The sequence below is a fragment of the Modestobacter lapidis genome (genome assembly GCF_054780755.1).
Map to the genome: position 1 here is coordinate 64,978 of NZ_BAAGVS010000010.1, position 20,212 is coordinate 85,189.

The 20,212-nt window shown below is 75.2% G+C and carries 23 protein-coding genes; 11 read left to right on the forward strand and 12 right to left on the reverse strand.

Going from position 1 to position 20,212, the window contains the following annotated elements; all coding sequences use genetic code 11:
* Positions 1 to 5 precede the first annotated feature (5 nt).
* Complete coding sequence (locus ACYVG5_RS12390; RefSeq protein ID WP_222049810.1) at positions 6 to 1,304, forward strand: M18 family aminopeptidase; 1,299 nt, start codon at positions 6 to 8, stop codon at positions 1,302 to 1,304.
* A gap of 21 nt (positions 1,305 to 1,325) precedes the next feature.
* Here the strand turns inward: ACYVG5_RS12390 and ACYVG5_RS12395 are convergent, their stop codons facing one another.
* Both ACYVG5_RS12395 and ACYVG5_RS12400 read right to left on the reverse strand, forming a co-directional pair.
* The gene (locus ACYVG5_RS12395) at positions 1,326 to 1,571 is read right to left on the reverse strand and encodes a hypothetical protein (protein WP_460683225.1); all 246 of its coding nucleotides are present in this window, start codon (positions 1,569 to 1,571) and stop codon (positions 1,326 to 1,328) included.
* 284 nt (positions 1,572 to 1,855) lie between these two features.
* Positions 1,856 to 2,497, reverse strand: a complete 642-nt coding sequence (locus ACYVG5_RS12400; protein WP_222049812.1) for a cysteine hydrolase family protein — start codon at positions 2,495 to 2,497, stop codon at positions 1,856 to 1,858.
* A 227-nt stretch (positions 2,498 to 2,724) separates the two neighbouring features.
* On the opposite strand from ACYVG5_RS12400, the gene ACYVG5_RS12405 reads away from it, so the two are divergent.
* From ACYVG5_RS12405 to ACYVG5_RS12420, 4 genes are all read left to right on the forward strand, one after another.
* Positions 2,725 to 3,156 carry an NAD(P)H-dependent oxidoreductase gene (locus ACYVG5_RS12405; RefSeq protein ID WP_222049813.1) on the forward strand — a complete coding sequence of 144 codons (432 nt, stop codon included), beginning with the start codon at positions 2,725 to 2,727 and terminating at the stop codon, positions 3,154 to 3,156.
* A 79-nt stretch (positions 3,157 to 3,235) separates the two neighbouring features.
* The gene (locus ACYVG5_RS12410) at positions 3,236 to 3,874 is read left to right on the forward strand and encodes a hypothetical protein (protein WP_222049814.1); all 639 of its coding nucleotides are present in this window, start codon (positions 3,236 to 3,238) and stop codon (positions 3,872 to 3,874) included.
* An 88-nt stretch (positions 3,875 to 3,962) separates the two neighbouring features.
* Complete coding sequence (ppk2, locus tag ACYVG5_RS12415) at positions 3,963 to 4,958, forward strand: polyphosphate kinase 2 (RefSeq protein WP_222049815.1); 996 nt, start codon at positions 3,963 to 3,965, stop codon at positions 4,956 to 4,958.
* Positions 4,959 to 5,035: 77 nt separating this feature from the next.
* Positions 5,036 to 6,079, forward strand: a complete 1,044-nt coding sequence (locus tag ACYVG5_RS12420; protein WP_222049816.1) for a uroporphyrinogen decarboxylase family protein — start codon at positions 5,036 to 5,038, stop codon at positions 6,077 to 6,079.
* A 121-nt stretch (positions 6,080 to 6,200) separates the two neighbouring features.
* Here ACYVG5_RS12420 and ACYVG5_RS12425 read toward each other — a convergent pair whose 3' ends face one another.
* Positions 6,201 to 7,034 carry a DUF2382 domain-containing protein gene (locus tag ACYVG5_RS12425; RefSeq protein ID WP_222049817.1) on the reverse strand — a complete coding sequence of 278 codons (834 nt, stop codon included), beginning with the start codon at positions 7,032 to 7,034 and terminating at the stop codon, positions 6,201 to 6,203.
* A gap of 289 nt (positions 7,035 to 7,323) precedes the next feature.
* Between ACYVG5_RS12425 and ACYVG5_RS12430 the strand changes: the two genes are divergently transcribed.
* The 3 genes from ACYVG5_RS12430 to ACYVG5_RS12440 all read left to right on the forward strand — a co-directional run bounded on the left by ACYVG5_RS12430 (position 7,324) and on the right by ACYVG5_RS12440 (position 9,524).
* On the forward strand, positions 7,324 to 8,136 hold the full coding sequence (locus ACYVG5_RS12430) for a DUF3097 domain-containing protein (RefSeq protein WP_222049818.1): 813 nt from the start codon (positions 7,324 to 7,326) through the stop codon (positions 8,134 to 8,136).
* 126 nt (positions 8,137 to 8,262) lie between these two features.
* Positions 8,263 to 9,135 (forward strand): hypothetical protein, encoded by an 873-nt coding sequence (locus ACYVG5_RS12435; RefSeq protein WP_222049819.1) that lies wholly within the window; start codon positions 8,263 to 8,265, stop codon positions 9,133 to 9,135.
* Between the two features lie 5 nt (positions 9,136 to 9,140).
* Entirely contained in the window at positions 9,141 to 9,524 is a 384-nt protein-coding gene (locus ACYVG5_RS12440) for a GntR family transcriptional regulator (protein ID WP_222049820.1), read from the forward strand.
* A gap of 22 nt (positions 9,525 to 9,546) precedes the next feature.
* On the opposite strand, the gene ACYVG5_RS12445 is transcribed toward ACYVG5_RS12440, so the two are convergent.
* From ACYVG5_RS12445 to ACYVG5_RS12455, 3 genes are all read right to left on the reverse strand, one after another.
* Positions 9,547 to 10,386 carry an aldo/keto reductase gene (locus tag ACYVG5_RS12445; protein WP_222049821.1) on the reverse strand — a complete coding sequence of 280 codons (840 nt, stop codon included), beginning with the start codon at positions 10,384 to 10,386 and terminating at the stop codon, positions 9,547 to 9,549.
* A gap of 87 nt (positions 10,387 to 10,473) precedes the next feature.
* Entirely contained in the window at positions 10,474 to 11,658 is a 1,185-nt protein-coding gene (locus tag ACYVG5_RS12450; protein ID WP_222049822.1) for a GNAT family N-acetyltransferase, read from the reverse strand.
* Positions 11,655 to 12,911 (reverse strand): MFS transporter, encoded by a 1,257-nt coding sequence (locus tag ACYVG5_RS12455; RefSeq protein WP_222049823.1) that lies wholly within the window; start codon positions 12,909 to 12,911, stop codon positions 11,655 to 11,657. Before ACYVG5_RS12455 ends, ACYVG5_RS12450 begins: the two co-directional genes overlap by 4 nt.
* 180 nt (positions 12,912 to 13,091) lie before the next feature.
* Here ACYVG5_RS12455 and moaA point away from each other — a divergent pair, with 180 nt between their 5' ends.
* The 3 genes from moaA to ACYVG5_RS12470 all read left to right on the forward strand — a co-directional run bounded on the left by moaA (position 13,092) and on the right by ACYVG5_RS12470 (position 14,691).
* Positions 13,092 to 14,141 carry a GTP 3',8-cyclase MoaA gene (gene moaA / locus ACYVG5_RS12460; protein ID WP_222049824.1) on the forward strand — a complete coding sequence of 350 codons (1,050 nt, stop codon included), beginning with the start codon at positions 13,092 to 13,094 and terminating at the stop codon, positions 14,139 to 14,141.
* Between the two features lie 4 nt (positions 14,142 to 14,145).
* On the forward strand, positions 14,146 to 14,400 hold the full coding sequence (locus ACYVG5_RS12465) for a MoaD/ThiS family protein (RefSeq protein ID WP_460683226.1): 255 nt from the start codon (positions 14,146 to 14,148) through the stop codon (positions 14,398 to 14,400).
* Positions 14,401 to 14,478: 78 nt separating this feature from the next.
* Positions 14,479 to 14,691 carry a hypothetical protein gene (locus ACYVG5_RS12470; RefSeq protein ID WP_222049825.1) on the forward strand — a complete coding sequence of 71 codons (213 nt, stop codon included), beginning with the start codon at positions 14,479 to 14,481 and terminating at the stop codon, positions 14,689 to 14,691.
* Between the two features lie 30 nt (positions 14,692 to 14,721).
* Here the strand turns inward: ACYVG5_RS12470 and ACYVG5_RS12475 are convergent, their stop codons facing one another.
* From ACYVG5_RS12475 to modA, 6 genes are all read right to left on the reverse strand, one after another.
* Positions 14,722 to 16,311, reverse strand: a complete 1,590-nt coding sequence (locus ACYVG5_RS12475; protein ID WP_460683227.1) for a PP2C family protein-serine/threonine phosphatase — start codon at positions 16,309 to 16,311, stop codon at positions 14,722 to 14,724.
* Positions 16,312 to 16,481: 170 nt separating this feature from the next.
* Positions 16,482 to 16,907 carry a molybdenum cofactor biosynthesis protein MoaE gene (locus tag ACYVG5_RS12480; RefSeq protein ID WP_460683228.1) on the reverse strand — a complete coding sequence of 142 codons (426 nt, stop codon included), beginning with the start codon at positions 16,905 to 16,907 and terminating at the stop codon, positions 16,482 to 16,484.
* A 20-nt stretch (positions 16,908 to 16,927) separates the two neighbouring features.
* Positions 16,928 to 17,512, reverse strand: a complete 585-nt coding sequence (locus ACYVG5_RS12485) for a nucleotidyltransferase family protein (protein WP_222049826.1) — start codon at positions 17,510 to 17,512, stop codon at positions 16,928 to 16,930.
* A 12-nt stretch (positions 17,513 to 17,524) separates the two neighbouring features.
* Positions 17,525 to 18,574, reverse strand: a complete 1,050-nt coding sequence (locus ACYVG5_RS12490; RefSeq protein ID WP_222049827.1) for an ABC transporter ATP-binding protein — start codon at positions 18,572 to 18,574, stop codon at positions 17,525 to 17,527.
* Positions 18,571 to 19,353: an ABC transporter permease gene (locus tag ACYVG5_RS12495; RefSeq protein WP_222049828.1), complete on the reverse strand. Its 783-nt coding sequence runs from the start codon at positions 19,351 to 19,353 to the stop codon at positions 18,571 to 18,573. The genes ACYVG5_RS12490 and ACYVG5_RS12495 overlap by 4 nt, the downstream gene beginning before the upstream one ends.
* Before the next feature lie 56 nt (positions 19,354 to 19,409).
* Complete coding sequence (gene modA / locus ACYVG5_RS12500) at positions 19,410 to 20,189, reverse strand: molybdate ABC transporter substrate-binding protein (protein ID WP_222049829.1); 780 nt, start codon at positions 20,187 to 20,189, stop codon at positions 19,410 to 19,412.
* Between the last annotated feature and the right edge of the window lie 23 nt (positions 20,190 to 20,212).

Below are 20,212 nucleotides of genomic sequence, written 5' to 3' on the forward strand. Positions count from 1 at the left end.
CGGGCATGCCGACCGGAGACGCCGCCCCGACCGACGAGCTCGCCCTCGGCGACGACCTGCGGGCCTTCGTCGACGCCTCCCCCTCCCCGTCGCACGCCGGGGCCGAGCTGGCCCGGCGGCTGACCGCGGCGGGTTTCACCGAGCTGGCCGAGGTCGACCGCTGGGAGCTGGCCCCGGGCGCCGAGCACTTCGTGGTGCGCCGCGGCGGCAGCGTGGTGGCGTTCCGGGTGGGCAGCGCTGCGCCGGCCGAGGCCGGCCTGCGGCTGGTCGGGGCGCACACCGACTCCCCCACCTTCAAGGTCCGGCCGAACAACGACGTGCGGCAGGCCGGCTACCGGCTGGTGGGCGTGGAGCCCTACGGCGGCGGCCTGTGGCACACCTGGCTGGACCGCGAGCTGACCGTGGCCGGCCGGCTGGCGCTGCGCGGCGGTGGCACGGCGCTCGTCCGGCTGCCCGGGGCGCCGCTGCGGCTGCCGTCGCTGGCCATCCACCTGGACCGCAGCGTGCGCGAGGGGCTGACCCTGGATCCGCAGCGGCACCTCGTTCCGGTGTGGGACGGCGGGCTGGGCACCGCACCGGGCCTGGCCGAGGCACTGGCGGACGCGGCCGGGGTGCCGGCGGGCGACGTCCTCGGTCACGACCTGGTGCTGGCCGACACCCAGCCCGCCGCCCGGGCCGGCGCGGACGGCACCTGGGTCGCCGCGCCCCGGCTGGACGACCTGGCCTGCTGCCACGCCGGGCTCACCGCGCTACTGACCGCCCCGCCGACCACGCGCACCCAGCTGCTGGTCTGCAACGACCACGAGGAGGTGGGCAGCGGCTCGATGGAGGGGGCGCGCGGCAGCTTCCTGGCCGACGTGGTCGCCCGGCTGGTCGCCGCCACCGGCGACGGCGACGCCCAGGCCGTGCACCGCGCCGTGGCCCGGTCGGTGCTGGTGTCGGCGGACATGGCGCACGCTGTCCACCCGACCCGGTCCGACCGGCACGAGCCCGAGCACGCCCCGCGGCTGGGCGGCGGGCCGGTGCTGAAGGTGAACGCCAACCAGGCCTACGCGACCGACGCGGCCGGCGGCGGCTGGTTCGCCGAGCGGTGCGCCGAGGCCGGCGTGCCGGTGCAGCGCTTCGTGAGCCGCGCCGACCTGCCCTGCGGCAGCACCATCGGGCCGCTGACCGCGACCCGGCTGGGCATCCCGACCGTCGACGTCGGCGGGCCCATGCTGGCGATGCACTCGTGCCGGGAGCTCGCCTCGGCGCTCGACGTCCCGCTGATGGTCGGCGCGCTCACCGCCTGCTTCCTGGACTGAGCGGTCCGGGCGCACCGAGACCTACATCGGCGGCGTCAGCATGAGCATCCGGCTGATCGTCCGGGCCCACGCCGCCTGAACCGGAAGCGGCCGGTCGGCGACGAGGTCCCGGAGGCCGGGAAGGAAGCCGCGCAGCTCGCCCACGATGTCCTCGAAGGCCACGCGGAACACCAGGTCCTGGATCTGCCCGACTTCCAGGCCCGCGTCGATCAGGGGCTGGATGACCCACTGGGCTTGATCACGCCCGAGCAACTCCACGACCGGCATTCGCATCGAGTGACGATTCCGGATGCAGGGCCGCCGTACGCTCCGGGCAATGCCGGCAGCCGCCCAGCACGGAGTCCGCTGCCGGACAGAGTTCACCGACGGGTTCCACGTGGAACGTCACCGCGACGGCTCGATCCGTGTCCGCGGCCGGGTCGTCGATGGTCGGCCGGACGGCTACCGGGAGTGGTTCCGGCTCGACGGCACCGTGCTTCGGTCGGGCTCGTACGCCGCGTCACCGAGCCTTCGCGCCGCCGGAATCGCTCAGGTGACTGACTGTGCGGTCCTCACACGGGGCGCAGCGCCGGATCCCATGCGTCGGCCAACTCCCCGCCCGTGGTGACGGCCCCGAAGTGCCGGTTCACGGTCTGAACCGTGGCAGCGTGGCCTTCCTCGTGGTAGCTGGCACAGCAGTCCTTCACCAGGGTGACGTGGTAGTCGTGAAACAGCCCGTCCCGGAGGGTGGAGTCCACGCACACGTCGGTGGCCACGCCGGTGAGCAGCAGCGAGGTGATGCCCGCGGTTCGCAGCAGCGTGTCCAGGTCCGTGCCGGTGAACGCCGAGTACCGGTGCTTGACGACCACCGGCTCGCCGGGCGCCGGGGCGACCCGGTAGAACTCCGCCCCCCACGACCCGGGGCGGCAGGTGGACGTCCGCGCCGCTACCGGCTCGCCGTCGACCACCCGGCGGGAGAGCCAGACCGGGCTGTCGGTCGTCTCGTCGTGCATGGTCTGCACGAAGACGACCAAGACGCCTGCACCCCTCGCCGACTCCAGCAGGCGCTCCAGGCGCGGCACCATGTCCACCGCGAGGGACGTGTCCCTGCCTGCTGTCCCGCAGACGCCGGCCGGGTCGCAGAAGTCGTTCTGAACGTCCACGACGATCAACGCGGCGGTTCCGGGTGCGTTGCGGAAGGTGGTGCCGACCATGTGGTCCTCTCAGACGGCATCGTGGCGCCGAACCGGCGGGGTGCCCGGCGAGATCGAACGGCCCTCGACCCACCCTAGCCAGAGGCCTGACCATTGCGTCGATGAGGCTGTCCCGGGCCCACCGGGAACATGCGTTGGCTGTCCCCACTCAACGCCCCGGGAGGACCGATGCCCCACCTGCTGCACCTCGGCTCGCCCGCCGATCCGCGCACCTCAGCCCCCGGGCGGTGACCGCGGCGTTCGTCGAGACCTGGCGCGCCCGGGGCGCCGAATTCACCGTGACGTCGCGGAACCTGCAGGCCGACCCGCCGCCGCACCTCCCCGACGCCCTGCTGCACTGGGCCCCGGAGCTGCGCACGGCCGGTGAGGTCGCCGACCCGACCGCCGAGGCCCGCCAGCAGGGCTACCTCGACGAGCTGCTCGCCGCCGACGCGCTGCTCATCGGCGCCCCGATGTACAACTGGTCGCTCCCCTCGACGCTCAAGGCCTGGGTGGACCACGTCCACGTGCTCGGGACGACGGTGCCCTTCGGTCCGGGCACTCCCCCGCCGGCCGGCCGGCCGGGTGTCGTCACTGGCCGAGCGCCGTGCCCAGGCCACGCGGACGCTGCCGCGGCCCGGGTCCGCGCCGGCGAGCCGGCCGGCTCGCCGGGGGACTGATCCCGCTCGTCGGGCATCGTCCGCACACCAGCCAGACCGTGGACACCGCCGCGTCACCCGGGGCTCCGACCCTGGCGGCATGACCGTCGTCCCCCTCGTCCCCGTCCGGTCGGCCGGCGCCGCCCGGCACCGGCCGACCGTGGACGCCGCCACCCGGCGCCGGCGCCGGCTGCGGTTGGCCGCGGTCCTGGCCGGTGCGGCCCTGCGGTCGCTGCGTGCGCCGGTCTGCGGTACCCGCGGCCGCCGGCGGCTGGTGGTCTGCGGTGCCGCCCGCGCGCTGACCGCCCTCGGCGTGCGGGTCGACGTGCGCGCCGCGCCGGCCGCCTGGCCGCGGACCGGGCCGGGGTACCTGGTCGTCGTCGCCGACCGGGTGGGCTGGCTCGACGGGCTCGCCCTGCTGACCGCCGTCCCCGGCCTGCCGGTGGCCACGCCGGAGGTCGCCGGGTGGCCGGGGCTGGGGCGGCTGGTCCGGCGGTCGGGCGTCGCCGTCCTGGACCCCGCCGGCCGGTGCGTCCTCCCGGCGGCGGCCCACGACCCGGCAGCCGCGATCTGCCCGGTCGAGCTCCGCCACGCCCACGGCGCACCGGCGGCGGGCCGGCTGACGTGGCGGGGCCTCGCCGAGGTGGTCGCCGCCCGCGACGTGGTCGTGACGGTGCACCTGCTGGCCCCGCTCGACCGGGCACCGGCCGGGCAGCTCGCCCGCGACGTCCGGGGCTGAGGGCCACCCGCCCCGCGGCCGACCGGCGGCGCGCGCCGTCCGGGCGCAGGATCGAGGCTCCGCACTCGCCCGCCCACCCGGAGACGACGTGACCGACCCGCTGCGCGACCGTGCCCAGGACGACACCAGCTCCACGGTGGTGGACCTGAGCCGGTGGCGGCTCAACGCGCTGCCCGACACCGGCTCCGACGAGGACTGGGACGACGACCGCGAGCTCTTCGACCCCGACGGCCACCGGGTCGACACCTGGCGCGAGGGCTATCCGTACAGCGAGCGGATGGAGCGCCGCGAGTACGAGGTCGAGAAGCGCCGGCTGCAGATCGAGCTGCTCAAACTGCAGGGCTGGGTGAAGGAGTCCGGCCAGAAGCTGGTGCTGGTCTGCGAGGGGCGCGACGCGGCCGGCAAGGGCGGCACCATCAAGCGGTTCACCGAGCACCTCAACCCGCGGGGTGCCCGCGTGGTGGCGCTGGACAAGCCCTCGGAGCGCGAGCAGACCCAGTGGTACTTCCAGCGGTACGTGCAGCACCTCCCGGCCGCCGGGGAGATCGTGATGTTCGACCGGTCCTGGTACAACCGGGCCGGCGTCGAGCGGGTCATGTGCTACTGCACCGCCGACCAGTACCTCGAGTTCATGCAGCAGGCGCCCGAACTGGAGAAGATGTTCGTGAGCAGCGGCATCCACCTGGTGAAGTTCTGGTTCTCGGTCACCCGCGGTGAGCAGCGCAGCCGCTTCATCGTGCGGCAGATCGACCCGGTGCGGCAGTGGAAGCTCTCGCCCACCGACCTGGCCTCGCTCGACAAGTGGGATGCCTACACCGAGGCCAAGGAGGCGATGTTCCTGCACACCGACACCGAGCACGCCCCGTGGACGGTGATCAAGAGCAACGACAAGAAGCGCGCCCGGCTGGAGGCCATGCGGCACGTGCTGTCCAGGTTCGCCTACACCGACCGCGACGACGACGCCGTGGGCACCCCCGACCCGCTGATCGTCGGCTCCGCCGCCGACGTCCTGGAGGAGGAGGCCGGCGCCCCGGTGATGCCGCACCCCGGAGACCGGCTGCCGATCGGGGACCGCCGCGCCTGACCGTCCCCGGTCTGCTGGGATGGTGACGACGACACCCCGCGGGGACGTCGCTCCCCCGCTCCCACGGAAGGACCCCGGTGCCCACACCGCTCCCCATGCTCCCCACCTCGGTCGTCGGCAGCCTGCCGCAGCCCGACTGGCTCATCGACCGGGAGAAGCTCGCGCACCGGTTTCCGCCCCGGGTCCGGGCCCGCGAGCTGTGGCGGGTGGCGCCGGACCTCCTCGCCGAGGCCCAGGACGACGCGACGCTGGTGGCGATCCGCTCCCAGGAGGAGGCCGGGCTGGACATCCTCACCGACGGCGAGATCCGCCGGGAGTCCTACTCCAACCACTTCGCCACCGCGCTGGACGGCATCGACATCGACCACCCGGGCTCGGTGACCAACCGGTCCGGGCTGGAGATCCCGGTGCCGCGGGTGGTCGGGGCGCTGGCCCGGCCGGCCCCCATCCAGGTCGAGGACGTGCGGTTCCTCCGGGCGCACACCGACCGGACCATCAAGATCACCGTGCCAGGGCCGTTCACCATGACCCAGCAGTCCCAGGACGAGCACTACGGCGGCGACCGCGCCCTGGCGCTCGCCTACGCCGACATCGTCCGGGCGGAGATCGCCGACCTCTTCGCGGCCGGCGCCGACATCGTGCAGATCGACGAGCCGTGGCTGCAGGCCCGGCCGGAGATCGCCCGCCAGTACGGCGCCGAGGCGGTGACCCGGGCGGTCGAGGGCGCCGCCGGGCCGGTGCACCTGCACCTGTGCTTCGGCTACGCGGCGATGGTGGCCGAGCGCCCGGAGGGCTACTCGTTCCTGCCCGAGCTGGCCGACACCCCGGTGCACACCGTGTCGGTGGAGACCGCCCAGTCGCACCTTGACCCGGCGACGCTGCGGCCGCTGCTGGGCAAGGGCATCGCGCTGGGCGTGCTGGACCTCTCCACCCCGGAGGTGGAGACCCCCGCGGTGGTCGCCGACCGGGTCCGCCGCGCGCTGGACCACGTGGACGTGGACCAGCTCGTGCTCTCCAGCGACTGCGGCCTCAAGTACCTGCCCCGGGCCGCGGCGGCGGGCAAGATGCGCTCCCTCGCCACCGCCGCGGCCACCCTGCGGGCGGAGCTGGGCCTGGCCTGAGCCGCCCGCCCCGGACAGCACAGCGCCCGCCCCGGTAGGTCGGGGCGGGCGCTGTGGGGCTCAGGCCCCGTCCAGGACACCGCCGCGAGCTCGCGAGCGGTGGGAGGACGGGGGTCCTTCCTCAGCGGCGGGGGGTGTCCCCGCGCCGCTCGTCACCGTCGGCGTCGATCTGCTCCTTGCGGACGGTCTCGTCCACGGTCACCTGGTCGGTGACGGTCTCGGTGTCCAGGCGGACGCGCTCGACCGGAACGGCCTCCTTCTCCACGACGGGGCGCTCGGCGTGCAGCGTCACCTCGTGCTCTTCCTCGCTGATCGCGGGGCCGTCGGTGGCCGAGCCGATGTTGGCGTCGGTGATGGGCTCACGCTCGACCCGGACCTCCTCGCGCGAGACGGGCACGGTCTTCGTCACGTTCTCGTTCACGACGTACTTGCGCAGCCGGGCCCGGCCGGCCTCCTCGGTCGCGGTGCCGACCCGGAGCTGCTCCTCCGACCGCGTCATCGCGTCGTCGGTGGTGGGACCCGAGGTGTCGTGACCCACGGTGCCGTGCCGGTTGGTGTCGGCCGCCACGCCCGCCGACGTGTCCATGCCGGCGGTGCCGGTGGTCGTCGTGTCGGTCCTCGTCGTGTCGGTCCGCACGTCACCGGCGCCCATGCCGTAGTGCCGGTAGAGCTCCTGCTCCTCCTGGGGGGAGAGGTGCCCGTCGGTGTCGATCTTGGGGGCGTCCTTCACCGCGGCCTTGCTCACGGGTACGCGCACGCCGTCGTTGGTGAGGTCGGCGTCCCGGATGGGGACGAAGCTCTCCTTGGTGCCGAACATGCCGGTCTTGACGGTCACCCACTCCGGGTTGCCGGACTGGTCGTCCAGGAACACCTCGGAGGCCGTGCCGATCTTGTCGCCGTCGGCGTCGTAGACGTCTGCGCCGATCACGCGGTCGAGGGTGTCGGTGCCGATCATGGGTTCCGCTCCTCAAGCTGGGGGATCTCGTGTCTCGTCCAGGTCACTGCCCGCCGACGACATCCGGAAACGGCCCGTTCATGATCGACACACCGAGGGTGAACGGCGGGCGCCGCCCGGCCGCGCCGTGGGCGTGACGAAACCGCAGGTGAGCACGTCGTCGGCCGTTCGGCGGGGGGTTCTACACGAGTCCACGCCGGCCATCGCGACACGCCGGAGAATCCGTGGATGGTGCAGGCCCGGGCGTGTCGTGCCGCCTGCCGGCGGCCGGGCGACCGAGCATGGGGGCGTGCCTCCCCGTTCGCCGTACGACAACCTGGTCCACCCCCGCACCCAGAAGAAGCCCTCCCCCCAGGTCGAGGCGCTCAAGGACGTCGTCGTCGAGGACCCCAGCAGCGGGTTCGTCGGCGCGGTGGTGCGCTGCGAGAAGGACGTCGTCCACCTCGAGGACCGGTTCGGCAAGGTGCGCGCCTACCCGCTCGGCCCCGGCTTCTGGGTCGACGGCCGCCCGGTGGTGCTGGTCCGGCCGAAGCAGAACGCCCCGTCGGGTCCGCAGCGCAGCGCGTCCGGGTCGACCTACGTCATCGGTGCCCGGGCCCGGGTGGCCCGGGAGGGCCGGATCTACGTCGAGGGCAAGCACGACGCCGAGCTGGTGGAGAAGGTCTGGGGCCACGACCTGCGCATCGAGGGTGTCGTCGTCGAGCCGCTGCACGGTGTGGACGACCTGCCCGGGATCGTGCAGGAGTTCCGGCCCTCCGCCGGGCGGCGGCTCGGCGTGCTGGTCGACCACCTGGTCACCGGCTCCAAGGAGACCCGGATCGCCAACCAGGTCACCGGCGCGCACGCGCTGGTCGTCGGGCACCCCTTCATCGACATCTGGCAGGCCGTCAAGCCCTCCGTCGTCGGGATCAAGGCCTGGCCGACGGTGCCGAAGGGGGAGCCCTGGAAGGAGGGCGTCTGCCGCCGGCTGGGCTGGGAGGACGACACCGGCTACGTCTGGGCGCAGCGCATCCTGGCCCGGGTGCAGGCCTGGACCGACCTCGAGCCCACGCTGATCGGCCGGGTCGAGGAGCTCATCGACTTCGTCACCGAGGCACCGTGACGCTTCGCGTCACACCGCGACCAGGGGCCGTGCTCCTGACGCGTTAAGCCGTCGAGGCCCTTGCGTCGTCGCGCCCGGACCGTCATTGTGTCAATCAGTTGACTCAATGACTCAGTGGAGGACGTCGTGGCACTGGTGCCGCTGCTCGCCGTACTCGTGCTGGCCGGCACGGTCGCCCTCGGCACCGCAGTCGTCCGCCGGCCGCCGCCCAGCCGGGAGGCCTCGGTGGCCGCGGCCCGCCGGCACGCCCGGCTGGCCTCGGGAGCGGCCGTGGCCCTCGGTGCCGCCGCCGCCCTGGCCACCGCGGCTCGCGAGGTGGGGAACACCTCCCCCGGCGGCCTGGGCGTCACGGCCCTGCTGGTCCCGATCGCTTTCGGCATCGTGCACACCCTGGTCCTCGCCGCCGGCGAGCTGACCTGGCCCCGACCGGAGGGTGCGGTGCGCCGGGCCCGGTTGGTGCGGCGCGGCCTGCTGGACGCGGCGCCGCGCTGGCTGGTGCGGACGGCGTGGGCCGCGCTGTCGCTCGCCGCCGCCGTCCTCGTGGCCGGGGCACTCCTGGCGGACGCAACCGGACGGCGGTTCACCCACGAGTCCGCGACCGGGGGAAGCGCGTTCTCCTCGACGGCCAGTCCGTTCCCCGGCCTCTTCTACGGCCGCCCGGCGGCGATCGGCCTGCTGGTGCTCGCCGTCGCGGCGGCAGCCGCACTGTGGATCGTCGCGAACCGGCCCGCGGTGGCCACCGAGGACGACCGGATCGAGGGTGCGCTCCGCCGGGCCTCGGCTCACCGGGTGCTCCGGGCGGCCGTCGGGTCATCCCTGGTCGTCGCCGGGGGCCTCCTGCTCGTCGGCGGGACGGCGATGGTCAATGCCGGCCTGGTGTCCGCGCCCGGCCTGGCCGGAGCGGTCCCCGGCCTGGTGACCATGGTCACGGGACTCGTGGTCACGTTCATCCGGGCACCCGGCGTACCGGCGGACTCGCCCGCCGTGCCGGCGAGTTGACGGCAGTGGCCCTCGACATCACCGTCGACGTGCAGGCGGCGACCCCGCCCTACGAGCAGATCCGCAGTCAGATCGCGGCGTACGTGCAGGGCGGGCTGCTCGCCGACGGCACCCGACTGCCCACCATGCGGGCGCTCGCCGCCGACCTGGGGGTCGCGGTGGGCACGGTGGCCCGCGCCTACGCCGAGCTGGAGGCCGCCGGGCTGGTGGCCAGCCGCCGCCGCACCGGCACCGTGGTCACCGGCCCGGCCGCCCCCGTCTCTGCCCGCGAGGACGGCGTCCGCGCCGCCGCGGCCGACCTCGCCGCCCGCGCGCAGCAGGACGGCGTGGACGGCGAGACGGTGCTGGCGATCGTCCGCGCGGCGCTGCTGCGGGCGACGGCGTCCTGACCCGGCGGCGGCCGGAGCGGGGTCAGCGGGGGACGTGGTTGAACGTCTCCGGGTCGGGGCCGGTGCGCTCGCCGCGGTCGAGGGCGCTGATCTCGCGCATGTCGTCCTCGCTCAGCTGGAAGTCGAAGAGGGCGAAGTTCTCCTCGACCCGGCTGCGGGTCACCGACTTCGGGAAGACGACGTCGCCGCGCTGGACGTGCCACCGCAGCGTCACCTGCGCCGGCGTCCGGCCGGTCCGCTCGGCCACCCGCACGACGGCCGGGTCGTCGAGGACCTTCCCCTGGGCGATCGGCGACCAGGCCTCGGTGACGATCTGGTGCTCGGCGTCGAACGCGCGCAGGTCGTCCTGGACCAGGTACGGGTGGATCTCGACCTGGTTCACCGCCGGGCGGACCTCGGTCTCGGCGAACAACCTGCCCAGGTGCTGGGCGTGGAAGTTCGAGACGCCGATCGCCGTGGCCCGGCCGGAGCGGTAGATCTCCTCCATCGCCTTCCAGGTCTCGACGAAGTCGACGTCGATGCCCGGCAGCGGCCAGTGGATGAGGAACAGGTCCAGGTGGTCGAAGCCGAGGTCGGCCAGGCTCTGGTCGAAGGCGCGCAGCGCGTCGTCGCGGGCGTGGAAGCCGTTGTTCAGCTTGCTGGTCACGAAGATCTCGCCGCGGTCGACGCCGGCGGCGCGGATGCCCTCGCCGACACCCTTCTCGTTGCCGTACATCTGGGCGGTGTCGATGTGCCGGTAGCCGACCTCCAGCGCCGTCTGCACCGCCGTGGCGGTCTCCGCCGGGGGCACCTGGTAGACGCCGAAGCCGAGCTGCGGGATCTGCACGCCGTTGTTCAGGGTGATCGTGGGCACGGTGGCCATGGGGGTCCTCTCGTGGGGCGGGGCTGAGTGGGGGCGCACGCTGCACGGGGAGGCGCGCCGGCCCGGACCGACGCCTACCCGCCCGGCTTAGAAGTAGTCGAGCAGCTGGGCCCGCGGGCCACCGGCCAGCAGGTCCAGCGCCGCCGGGTCGCCGGTTCCGCCGGCCAGGCCCGCCTGGGCCACGGCCCGTCCGGTGCCCGCACCGCAGTACAGGACGGCGAAGCCCCGGACGTCGAGCTCCAGCTCCGGCTCGGCGATGGTGCGCGTCAGCCTGCCCGCACCGTCGGCGATCTCCAGCTCCCAGGCGCCGGCGTTCCACGGCGCGGCGCCGTCGGCGAGGTTGAACGAGACCCGCCCCCGCACGTGGGCCGGCCAGCCGCGGGCCTGCACGGCCCGGGCCACGTCGACCGGCCGGTGCATCCACGGCTGGGCGGAGTGCGCGCCGGCCCGCTCCAGCGGCAGGACGGCGGAGACCGCGTCCCCGGGCAGCAACGGCACCCGCACCGTGCGGGTGACCGTCGTCCACCCGGCCAGCACGCCGACCAGCGCGCGGGCCGCCTCCGGCCCCGCCGCCAGCAGGTCGCGCACCTCGAGCCGGCCCTCGGGGCCGTACCCCCGGCCGCGGCCGAACAGCAGCGCCCCGACCAGCTCCCCGCCGTCCTCGGCCAGGGTCACCGCGTCGACCTCCCGCGGGAGCGGGGTCTCCGGCGGCTCGTCGAAGACGCCGCCGCGGCGGGTGAGCAGTCCGTCGTGGAGGCGGGCGACGCGCTGGTAGAGCTCCGTGACGGCCGGCAGGTCGTCGGGACCTCCCGGGCGCAGCTGGACGCTCCCGGTGTCGCGGGCGCGGGGCAGCGCGGCGACGTCCAGCTCGGCGCCGGTGAGCGCACCGGCGACCTCCCAGCCCAGCGCCCGGTACACCGCCGTGACGGTCGGGTAGAGCGCGCTGACCGCCGCGCCCCGGTCACGGGCACCGGCCAGCAGCTCCGTCAGCAGCTCCCGGGCGAGCCCGCCGCCGCGGCTCTCCGGCCGGACGGCGACCCCGCTGACGTCGGCAGCGGGCACCCGCCGGCCACCCCACCACTGGTCGTGGGCGAGATCGGTGACCTTGCCGACCAGCCGGCCGGCACCGTCGAAGGCGCCGATCCGCCGCACACCGGGGACGTCGCGCAGCGCGTACGCCGGCGGTTCGGCCGGGCCGCCGAAGGCCAGCCGGCCCAGCTCCCAGGCCGCCGGCAGGTCGTCGGCCGCGAGCTCGCGGATCGTGCTGCTCACCGGGCGACGCCCTGCCCGGGCACCATCGACCCGACGGTGCCGGCCGGACGCCGCAGCAGCCCGGCGCCGGCCAGCGCCAGCAGCCCGGCCAGGCCGGCGCCGGCGGCCGGCACGGCGAACGCGGTGTCGGCACCCCAGGCGTCGACCGCCGCGCCGCCCAGCGCGGCACCCAGCGTCACCCCCAGCGTCAGGCCGGTCGACGTCCAGGCCAGCCCCTCGTTGAGCGCCGCCCGGTCCATCCGCGACTCGACCAGCGACATCCCGGCGACCAGCAGGGGCGCGATCGCCAGCCCGGAGAGGAAGGCGGCCGGGACGAGCCAGACCAGCGACCCGACGGCCAGCAGCAGCTGGGTGGCGGCACCGAACAGGACGGCGCAGGCCAGGAACCGGGTGACCAGCGTCCCGGGCAGCCGCAGGACGCCGTAGAGCAGCCCGGCGACCAGGCTGCCGGCGGCGTAGACGGCCAGCGCGACCCCGGCCGCCGCCGGCCGCCCCTGCGCCTCGGCGAAGCCGACCACCACGACGTCCATCGCACCGAACACGACGCCCACGGCCAGGTAGGTGATGGCGACGACGACCAGCGCAGGGCTGAGGACCGTCGTGCGGACCCGCCGCTCCCCGACCGGGACGACGGCCACCGGCGGCTGCGTGGCCACCTGACCGGAGAGCACCAGCCCACCGGCGACCCCGACCAGCAGGCCGGCGAGGAAGCCGGCGGGCGGCGCGACCAGCGCAGCCAGGAACGTGACCGCCGGCGGCCCGACGACGAAGACCACCTCGTCCACCACCGACTCGAAGGCGAAGGCGGTCTGCCGCTGCTGCTGGTCGGGCAGCGCGTGCGCCCAGCGGGACCGCACCACCGAACCCATGTTGGCCCCGCTGGCGCCGCTGACGGCGGCGAGCACGAACCACGTCCACCGGGGGGCGTCGGCCACGACGACGCCGACGAACGCCAGCCCCAGCACCAGGTAGGCGAGGCTGGTGAGGCGCAGTACCGGCGCCTGGCCGTAGCGGTCCATCAACCGCGCCCACTGGGGGCTGGCCAGCGCGAAGGACAGCGCGAGGGTGCCGGCAACGGCCCCGGCGAGCCCGTAGCTGCCGGTCTCGCCGGCCACCAGCAGGATCGAGCCGAGGCCGACGGTGGCCATCGGGATCCGGGCCAGCCAGCCGGCCAGCGAGAACGCCCGCGCGCCGGGGACGGCGAACAGGCGGGCGTAGGGACTGAAGAGGGTGCGGGCTGCGGGGGCCTTCACGGACACGGACTGCTTCTCGCGCTTCCTGGCCACAGGCGAGTGCGGGTTCGTCCGCCGGGCTCTCGGGTGGCCCGTGCAAGATAACAGCGCGGTCGCGACGGGCGCCGGAACCAGCCGGCCCTGCGGCCCGGAGCGCGGGACCCGGCGCAGGACGCGCCGTCCGGCACTACATTCGGAGCGATGACGACCGTGAGCTCGCTCCCCGACCCCCAGGTGCGCGCCCCGGTGCCCCGGGGCAGCGGCGGCCTGGTCGACCGGCACGGCCGGGTGGCCACCGACCTGCGGGTCTCCCTCACCGATCGCTGCAACCTGCGCTGCACCTACTGCATGCCGCCCGAAGGGCTGGACTGGCTGCCGAAGGTGGAGGTGCTCACCGACGAGGAGATCGTCCGGCTGGTCCGGATCGGCGTCGAGCAGCTGGGCATCCGCGAGGTCCGGTTCACCGGTGGCGAGCCGCTGCTGCGCCCGGGCCTGCCCGGCATCGTCGCCGCGACCACGGCGCTGGCGCCCCGCCCCGAGGTCAGCCTCACCACCAACGCCATCGGCCTGTCCCGGATGGCCCCGGCGCTGGCCGAGGCCGGGCTGGACCGGATCAACGTCAGCCTGGACACCCTCGACCGCGAGCGGTTCAAGCAACTCACCCACCGCGACCGGCTGCCCGACGTGCTGGCCGGGCTGGCCGCCGCCCGCGACGCCGGGCTCACCCCGGTGAAGGTCAACGCGGTGCTGCTGCGCGGCATCAACGAGGCCGACGCCGTCCCGCTGCTGGACTACTGCCTGGAGCACGGCTACCAGCTGCGCTTCATCGAGCAGATGCCGCTGGACGCCCACCACGCCTGGACCCGCGGCGAGATGGTCACCGCGGAGGACATCCTGGCCCGGCTCACCGCGGCGCACACGCTCACCCCGGACGTCGAGGACCGCGGCGCGGCACCGGCCGAACGTTGGCTGGTCGACGGCGGGCCCGCCACGGTCGGCGTCATCGCCTCGGTGACCCGGTCCTTCTGCGGCGCCTGCGACCGCACCCGGCTCACCGCCGACGGCCAGATCCGCAACTGCCTGTTCGCCCGGGAGGAGTCCGACCTGCGCACCGCGATGCGCGCGGGCGCCGACGACGAGGAGCTCGCCGACCGCTGGCGGGTCGCCACCCTGGGCAAGCTGCCGGGGCACGGAATCGACGACCCGAGCTTCCTGCAGCCCAGCCGCCCGATGTCCGCGATCGGGGGCTGAGGAGGTGACCAGCCCGAACCCGGTGACCGTCCGGTACTTCGCCGGCGCCCGGGCCGCCGTCGGTGTCGACACCGAGGCCCGCGAGGCCGCGACCCTGGACGACCTGGTCGGCCAGCTCGTGCACGCGCACGGCGACCGGCTGGAGAAGGTGCTCACCGCCTGCTCGTTCCTGGTGGACGGCACCTCGACCCGGGACCGGGCGTCGGTCCTGGCACCCGGTGCGGTGGTCGACGTCCTGCCCCCGTTCGCCGGTGGGTGAAAGAGGACCGTCCTTTCCCCCACGCCTGGCAGGCTCGGCGCGGGCCCCTGAAGAATGGCCGTTCCACGAGGAGGAGCCATGAGCGTGTTCGGCAAGGCCAAGGCCAAGGTGGAGGAACTGCTCGGCCGCGCCGAGCAGGTGTACGGCGAGTCCCACGGGGATGCCGCAGCCAGCCTGGACGGCGAGGCCCGGCGGCTGGAGGCCGAGGCCGAGGAGGAGCAGGCCGCCGGCGAGCAGGCCGCCGGCGAGGACCGGCACCCCGACGACGACGGGTTGGCCGGGGCCCGCTGAGGCCCGCTGAGGCCCCGCTGACCGGGGCGGCTACCGGCGGAGGCGGACGGCCACCAGGGCGACGTCGTCGTCGGGCCGGCCGTGCACCAGCCGGTCCACCAGCTCGTCGCAGAGCACGTCCAGCGGTTCCCCCGCCAGCTCCGCGGCGGCCGCCCGCAGGCGGCCCATGCCCTCGTCCAGGTCGGCGTCCCGCCGTTCGATGAGCCCGTCGGTGAACAGCAGCACGGTGGTGCCCTCGTCCAGGGTCACCACCGACTCCTCCCGGCGCACCGCGGCATCGACGCCGAGCAGCAGCTCGCCCTTCCACTGCGCCAGCGCCGCCAAGGTCCCGTCGGGGTGGATGACCAGCGGCGGCAGGTGCCCGGCGTTGGTCCACCGCATCCGGGTGACCCCCCGCGCGGCCTCCGCCGGCGTCTGCTCGAAACGGGCCACCGCGGCGGTCGCGTAGGTGTCCAGCCGCAGCTGGGCCATCGCGGCGTCCAGCCCGCGCAGCACCTCACCCGGCCCGGCGTCGCTGTAGGTGGCGATCCCGCGCAGCAGCGACCGCAGCTGGCCCATCGCCGCCGCGGCGGCGGTGTCGTGCCCCACGACGTCCCCGATGACCAGCATCATCGCGCCGCAGGGCTGCACGAACGCGTCGTACCAGTCCCCGCCGACCCGGGCCGCCTCGGCGGCCGGGGTGTAGCGGACGACGACCTCGGCCCGGTCCAGATCCAGCGGGCCGGTGAGCAGGCTGCGCTGCAGTTCCTCGGCCAGCTTGCGCTGCTCGCTGAAGAGCCGGGCGTTGTCCAGGGCCAGCCCGACCCGGTCGGCCACCTCCTGGCCGGTGACGAGCTCGGCGTCCGTGGGCTTGCGCGAGCCGTCGAAGTAGAGGGTCAGCACGCCCAGCGTCCGGCCACGGCCGCGCAGCGGCAGGGTCACCCCCGAGGTGACCCCGAGCAGCTCGGCGAGCTCGCGGGCGTCGCCGGGGGGCAGCAGGTCGACCACGTCGGCGGACGCGGAGACCACCGTCTCCCCCATCAGGGCGCGGACCACCGGCGAGGTGACCGGCATGGCGTCCAGGCGGACGGCGGCGTAGCGCTCGACCAGCGCCCGCTGCGCCGGATCGGCGTGCCAACAGCCGACGTCGCGGGGCCGGCCGTCGTCGTCGACCACGGTGAGCAGGCACCAGTCACCGAGCGAGGGCACCAGCAGGCGGGGGATGCGGGACATCCCGGCGTCGGCGTCCAGCGTGCCGGCCAGCTCGGCGCTGAGCCGGGCCAGCATGGCCAGTCGGTCCTGGGCGACCCGGCGTTCGGTGACGTCGGTGAAGTAGAACATCAAGCCGTCGGTCGCCGGCACGGCCTCGACCTCGTACCAGCGGTTCAGCGGGTGCGGGTAGAACGCCTCCACCATGGCCGGCTGCCCCGACTCGAGGACCTTGCGGTAGGTGCGGCCGAAGTCGTGGTCGACGGTCTCGGGGTAGATGTCCCAGTAGATGCGGCCGACCAGGTCCTCGCGGCAGGCCTGGACCAGCCGCTCCCCGGCGGGGTTGATATGGGTAATGACCCAGTCGTGGTCCACGGACATGAAGCCCACGGGCATCGACTCGACAACCCGCTCACCGGCCCGCCATGGCACGTCGTGACCTCCTGGTCCTCCGCTTCCCGCGGACACACCGGAGGAGCACCGCCCCCGGTGTTGGAGTCGACGCGAACAGTTATGTCACGCCGGGGCCGGGTCGGCAAGCAACCGGGCCGGGGAGCGACGAGCAACACGTTGCCGAGGGATGTCCGCCGCCTGCGGCGCCCTCAGGGGCAGTCCACCCACTCCTCCGCGCCGTCGGTGAACACCTGGCGCTTCCAGATGGGCAACCGGGCCTTCACCTCGTCGACGAGCTCCCCGCAGGCGGCGAAGGCCGCGCCCCGGTGGGCCGCGCTGACCGCGCAGGCCAGTGCGACGTCGCCGATGGCCAGCAGGCCGACCCGGTGCGAGACGGCGACGGCGCGCACGTCGGGCCGGGCGGCGAACTCGGCGGCGATCTCGGCGATGAGGTCGCCGGCGGTGGGGTGGCCGACGTACTCGAGCTCGGTGACCGAGCGGCCGCCGTCGTGGTCGCGGACGACGCCGCAGAAGGAGACGACCGCGCCGGCCGCCTTGTCGGCGACCGCCGCCTCGTGGTCGGTGACCGACAGGGGTTCGTCGGTGACGGCGGCCAGCAGCGGAGGAGTGCTCACGGTCGCGAAGTTACCCGCGCTCAGGCCGGCCCGGTGCCCGGCGGGACGTCGAGGTCGGCCGGGTCGGCCAGCCCGGTGCAGTCGACCTCGGTGACCGGGTGGGCGGCGAGGTAGCTGCGCGCGCCCTCGTCGCCGGTGGCGCCGGCGGCGACGCCGGCCCAGTGCTCGCGGCCCAGCAGCACCGGATGGCCGCGGACGCCGCCGTAGGTGGGCACGGCCAGGACGTCGGGCGCCGCCTGCGCGGCCATCCGCTCCAGCGCCGCCGGCGTCATTCCCGGCATGTCCACCAGCAGCACCAGGACGGCGTCGACCCTGCCCGGCCAGCCGCGCAGCCCGTCCAGCCCGGTGCGCAGCGAGGAAGCCATGCCGGTCTCCCAGTCGCGGTTGGCCAGGACCGTGGCACCGCCCAGGTCGGCGGCCCGCCACACGTCCACCGCCTGCGCGCCGAGGACGACGAGCACCGGGTCGCAGACCGCCGTCGCCGTCCGCACGGCGCGCTCGACCAGCAGGCTGCCCTCGTACTCGACCAGCGCCTTGGGCATCCCGTACCGCCGGCCGCCTCCGGCGGCCAGCACGAGCGCGGCGACGGGCTGGTCGGTGCTCACTCCGCCACCCTCTCAGCGGGCGTAGACGGCGACGTCGGCGGCCTTCACCGAGGCCCAGACCGACGCCCCGGGGGCCAGGGCGAGCTCGGCGAAGGAGGTGGTGGTGACGTCGGCGGTCAGCGGCACCTCGCCGGCCAGGTCGCAGCGCACCACCGAGCCGTGCGGGGTGGCCGCGGCCAGCCGGAGCGGCCAGACGTTGCGCGGGCTGCCGGCCGGCCGCTGCAGGTAGAGCGAGACCGAGGCGGGCCGGATGGCGACGAACACCGGCCCGGCCGCCTCCTCCCCCACCGCGACCGTTCCGCCGCCGTCGAGCTGCACCGTCGTCCCGTGCCCGGTGCCCGGCAGCAGCACCAGCCCGACCAGCCGGGCCACGTAGTCGGTGCGCGGCCGGCGGGCCACCTCCGCGGGCGTGCCGGCCTGCACCACCCGGCCGTCCTCCACCACCACCACCCGGCCGGCCAGCGCCATCGCGTCGACCGGGTCGTGGGTGACCAGCACCGCGGAGCCGGCGTACTCGGCCAGGTGCCGGTGCAGCTCGGCGCGCACGGTGAGCCGGGTGCGGGCGTCCAGCGCCGACAGCGGCTCGTCCAGCAGCAGCACCCGCGGGTCGCCGACCAGGGCGCGGGCCAGCGCGGCCCGCTGGGCCTGCCCGCCGGACAGCTCGCCGGGGCGCCGGTCGCCGAGCCCCTCCAGGCCGACCCGGTCCAGCCAGGCCGCCGCGGCGGCGCGGGCGGGCGCCCGGCGGGCACCGCGGGTACGCAGGCCGAAGGCGACGTTGTCGCAGACGGTCAGGTGCGGGAACAGCAGGTGGTCCTGGAAGACCATGCCCAGCGAGCGGCGGTGGGCGGGCAGGTGGGTGGCGTCGTCGTCCCAGACCGTGTCGCCGTCCAGCGCGACCCGGCCCCCGTCGGGGGTCAGCAGGCCGGCGAGCACCCGCAGCACGGTGGACTTGCCGGCGCCGTTGGGCCCGAGCACGGCGAGCACCTCGCCGTCGCCGACGGCCAGGTCGACGTCGACGGCCAGCGACCCGCGCTGGACGACGACGTGCGCGGACAGGGTCACGGCGTCACCCCGGCCCGGCCCAGCCAGTTCCCGCGCAGCAGCACCAGGGTGGCCAGCGAGACCGCCAGCAGCACCAGGCTCAGCGCGATCGCCGCCTCCGGGTCCGACTGCAGTGCCAGGTAGACGGCCAGCGGCATGGTCTGCGTCGTCCCCGGGAAGTTGCCGGCGAAGGTGATCGTGGCGCCGAACTCGCCCAGCGCGCGCGCCCAGCAGAGCACCGCGCCGGCGGCGACGCCGGGGGCGACCAGCGGCAGGGTGACCCGGCGGAACGTCGTCCACCGGTCGGCGCCCAGGGTCGCGGCGGCGTCCTCGAACCGGGCGTCCGCGGCCCGCAGGGCGCCCTCCACGCTGATCACCAGGAACGGCAGCGCCACGAACGTCTCGGCGATGACGACGGCGGTCGTGGTGAACGGGATGGTCAGCCCGAACGTCTCGAACAGCCACTGCCCGACCAGGCCCTGCCGGCCGAGCACCAGGAACAGCGCGACCCCGCCGACCACCGGCGGCAGCACCAGCGGCACGGTGACCAGCGCCCGCAGCAGCGGGCGGCCACGCACCCGCGACCGGGCGAGCACCCAGGCCAGCGGCACGCCGAGCACCAGCGAGACCGCGGTGGCGGCGGTGGCGGAGACCAGCGACAGCCGCAGCGCCGTGCCGACGCCCGGGGAGGCGAGCGCCGGCCACAGCTCGCGCCACGGGGCGCGCACCACCAGCCCGACCAGCGGCAGGACGAGGAACCCGACGGCCAGGACGGCGGGCACCAGCAGCGGGACCGGCACCCCGCCGTCCCCCCGCCCCAGGGGCCAAAATCGCGACTTTGGCCCCGATCGGTGGCTCACGGGGTGCGGAAGCCGGCCGCGGCCAGCGCCTGCCGGCCGTCGGCCGAGCGCACCAGGTCGACGAACGCGGCGGCTCCGGCCGGGTTGGGCGCCGCGGCCAGCGCGCAGATCGGGTACTCGTTGACGACGTCGGCCGCCCCGGGCACCGCGATGCCCTCGACGTCACCGCCCGCGGCCCGGATGTCGGTGGCGTACACCAGCGCCGCGTCGACCTCGCCGAGCTGGGCCTTGGTGAGGGCGGCCCGGACGTCCTCCTCGAGGGTGTCCGGGGCGGCGGTCAGGCCGGCGGCGGCGAACAGCCGTTCCGCCGCCGCGCCGCAGGGCACCTGCGGGGCGCACAGCGCGATGGTGCGGTCGGGGTCGGCGAGGTCGGCCAGCCCGCCGACGTCGCCGGGATTGCCGGCCGGGACGGCGATCTCCAGCACGTTGCCGGCGAACACGCCCGGGGACCCCTGCGGCAGGCCGGCGTCGGCGACCCGGTCCATCTGGGCGGGGTCGGCCGAGGCGAAGACGTCGGCCGGGGCGCCCTGGAGGACCTGGGTGGCCAGGGTGGCGCTGCCGGCGAAGGTGAACTGCACGGCCAGGCCCTCGTACTCCGCCGCCAACTGGTCACCGAGCTCGGTGAACACCCCGGTCAGCGAGGCGGCGGCGAAGACCGTCACCGTGCCGGTCGGCGCTCCGTCCGCGGCGGGAGCGGCACCGCCGCTGCCGCAGCCGGTCAGGGCCAGCGCCAGGACGGCGGGGACGAGCCGCCGCGCGGCACGACGCCCGCTCACGGCAGGAACCCCTGGCAATGCAC

What these genes read in the sequence shown, in the direction of transcription:
- ACYVG5_RS12395 (WP_460683225.1), bottom strand. Translation starts at nt 1,571, where the DNA reads ATGCCGGTCGTGGAGTTGCTCGGGCGTGATCAAGCCCAGTGGGTCATC.
- ACYVG5_RS12425 (WP_222049817.1), bottom strand. Translation starts at nt 7,034, where the DNA reads ATGATCGGCACCGACACCCTCGACCGCGTGATCGGCGCAGACGTCTAC.
- ACYVG5_RS12410 (WP_222049814.1), top strand. Translation starts at nt 3,236, where the DNA reads ATGACCGTCGTCCCCCTCGTCCCCGTCCGGTCGGCCGGCGCCGCCCGG.
- ACYVG5_RS12470 (WP_222049825.1), top strand. Translation starts at nt 14,479, where the DNA reads ATGAGCGTGTTCGGCAAGGCCAAGGCCAAGGTGGAGGAACTGCTCGGC.
- moaA (WP_222049824.1), top strand. Translation starts at nt 13,092, where the DNA reads ATGACGACCGTGAGCTCGCTCCCCGACCCCCAGGTGCGCGCCCCGGTG.
- ACYVG5_RS12390 (WP_222049810.1), top strand. Translation starts at nt 6, where the DNA reads ATGCCGACCGGAGACGCCGCCCCGACCGACGAGCTCGCCCTCGGCGAC.
- ACYVG5_RS12445 (WP_222049821.1), bottom strand. Translation starts at nt 10,386, where the DNA reads ATGGCCACCGTGCCCACGATCACCCTGAACAACGGCGTGCAGATCCCG.
- ACYVG5_RS12400 (WP_222049812.1), bottom strand. Translation starts at nt 2,497, where the DNA reads ATGGTCGGCACCACCTTCCGCAACGCACCCGGAACCGCCGCGTTGATC.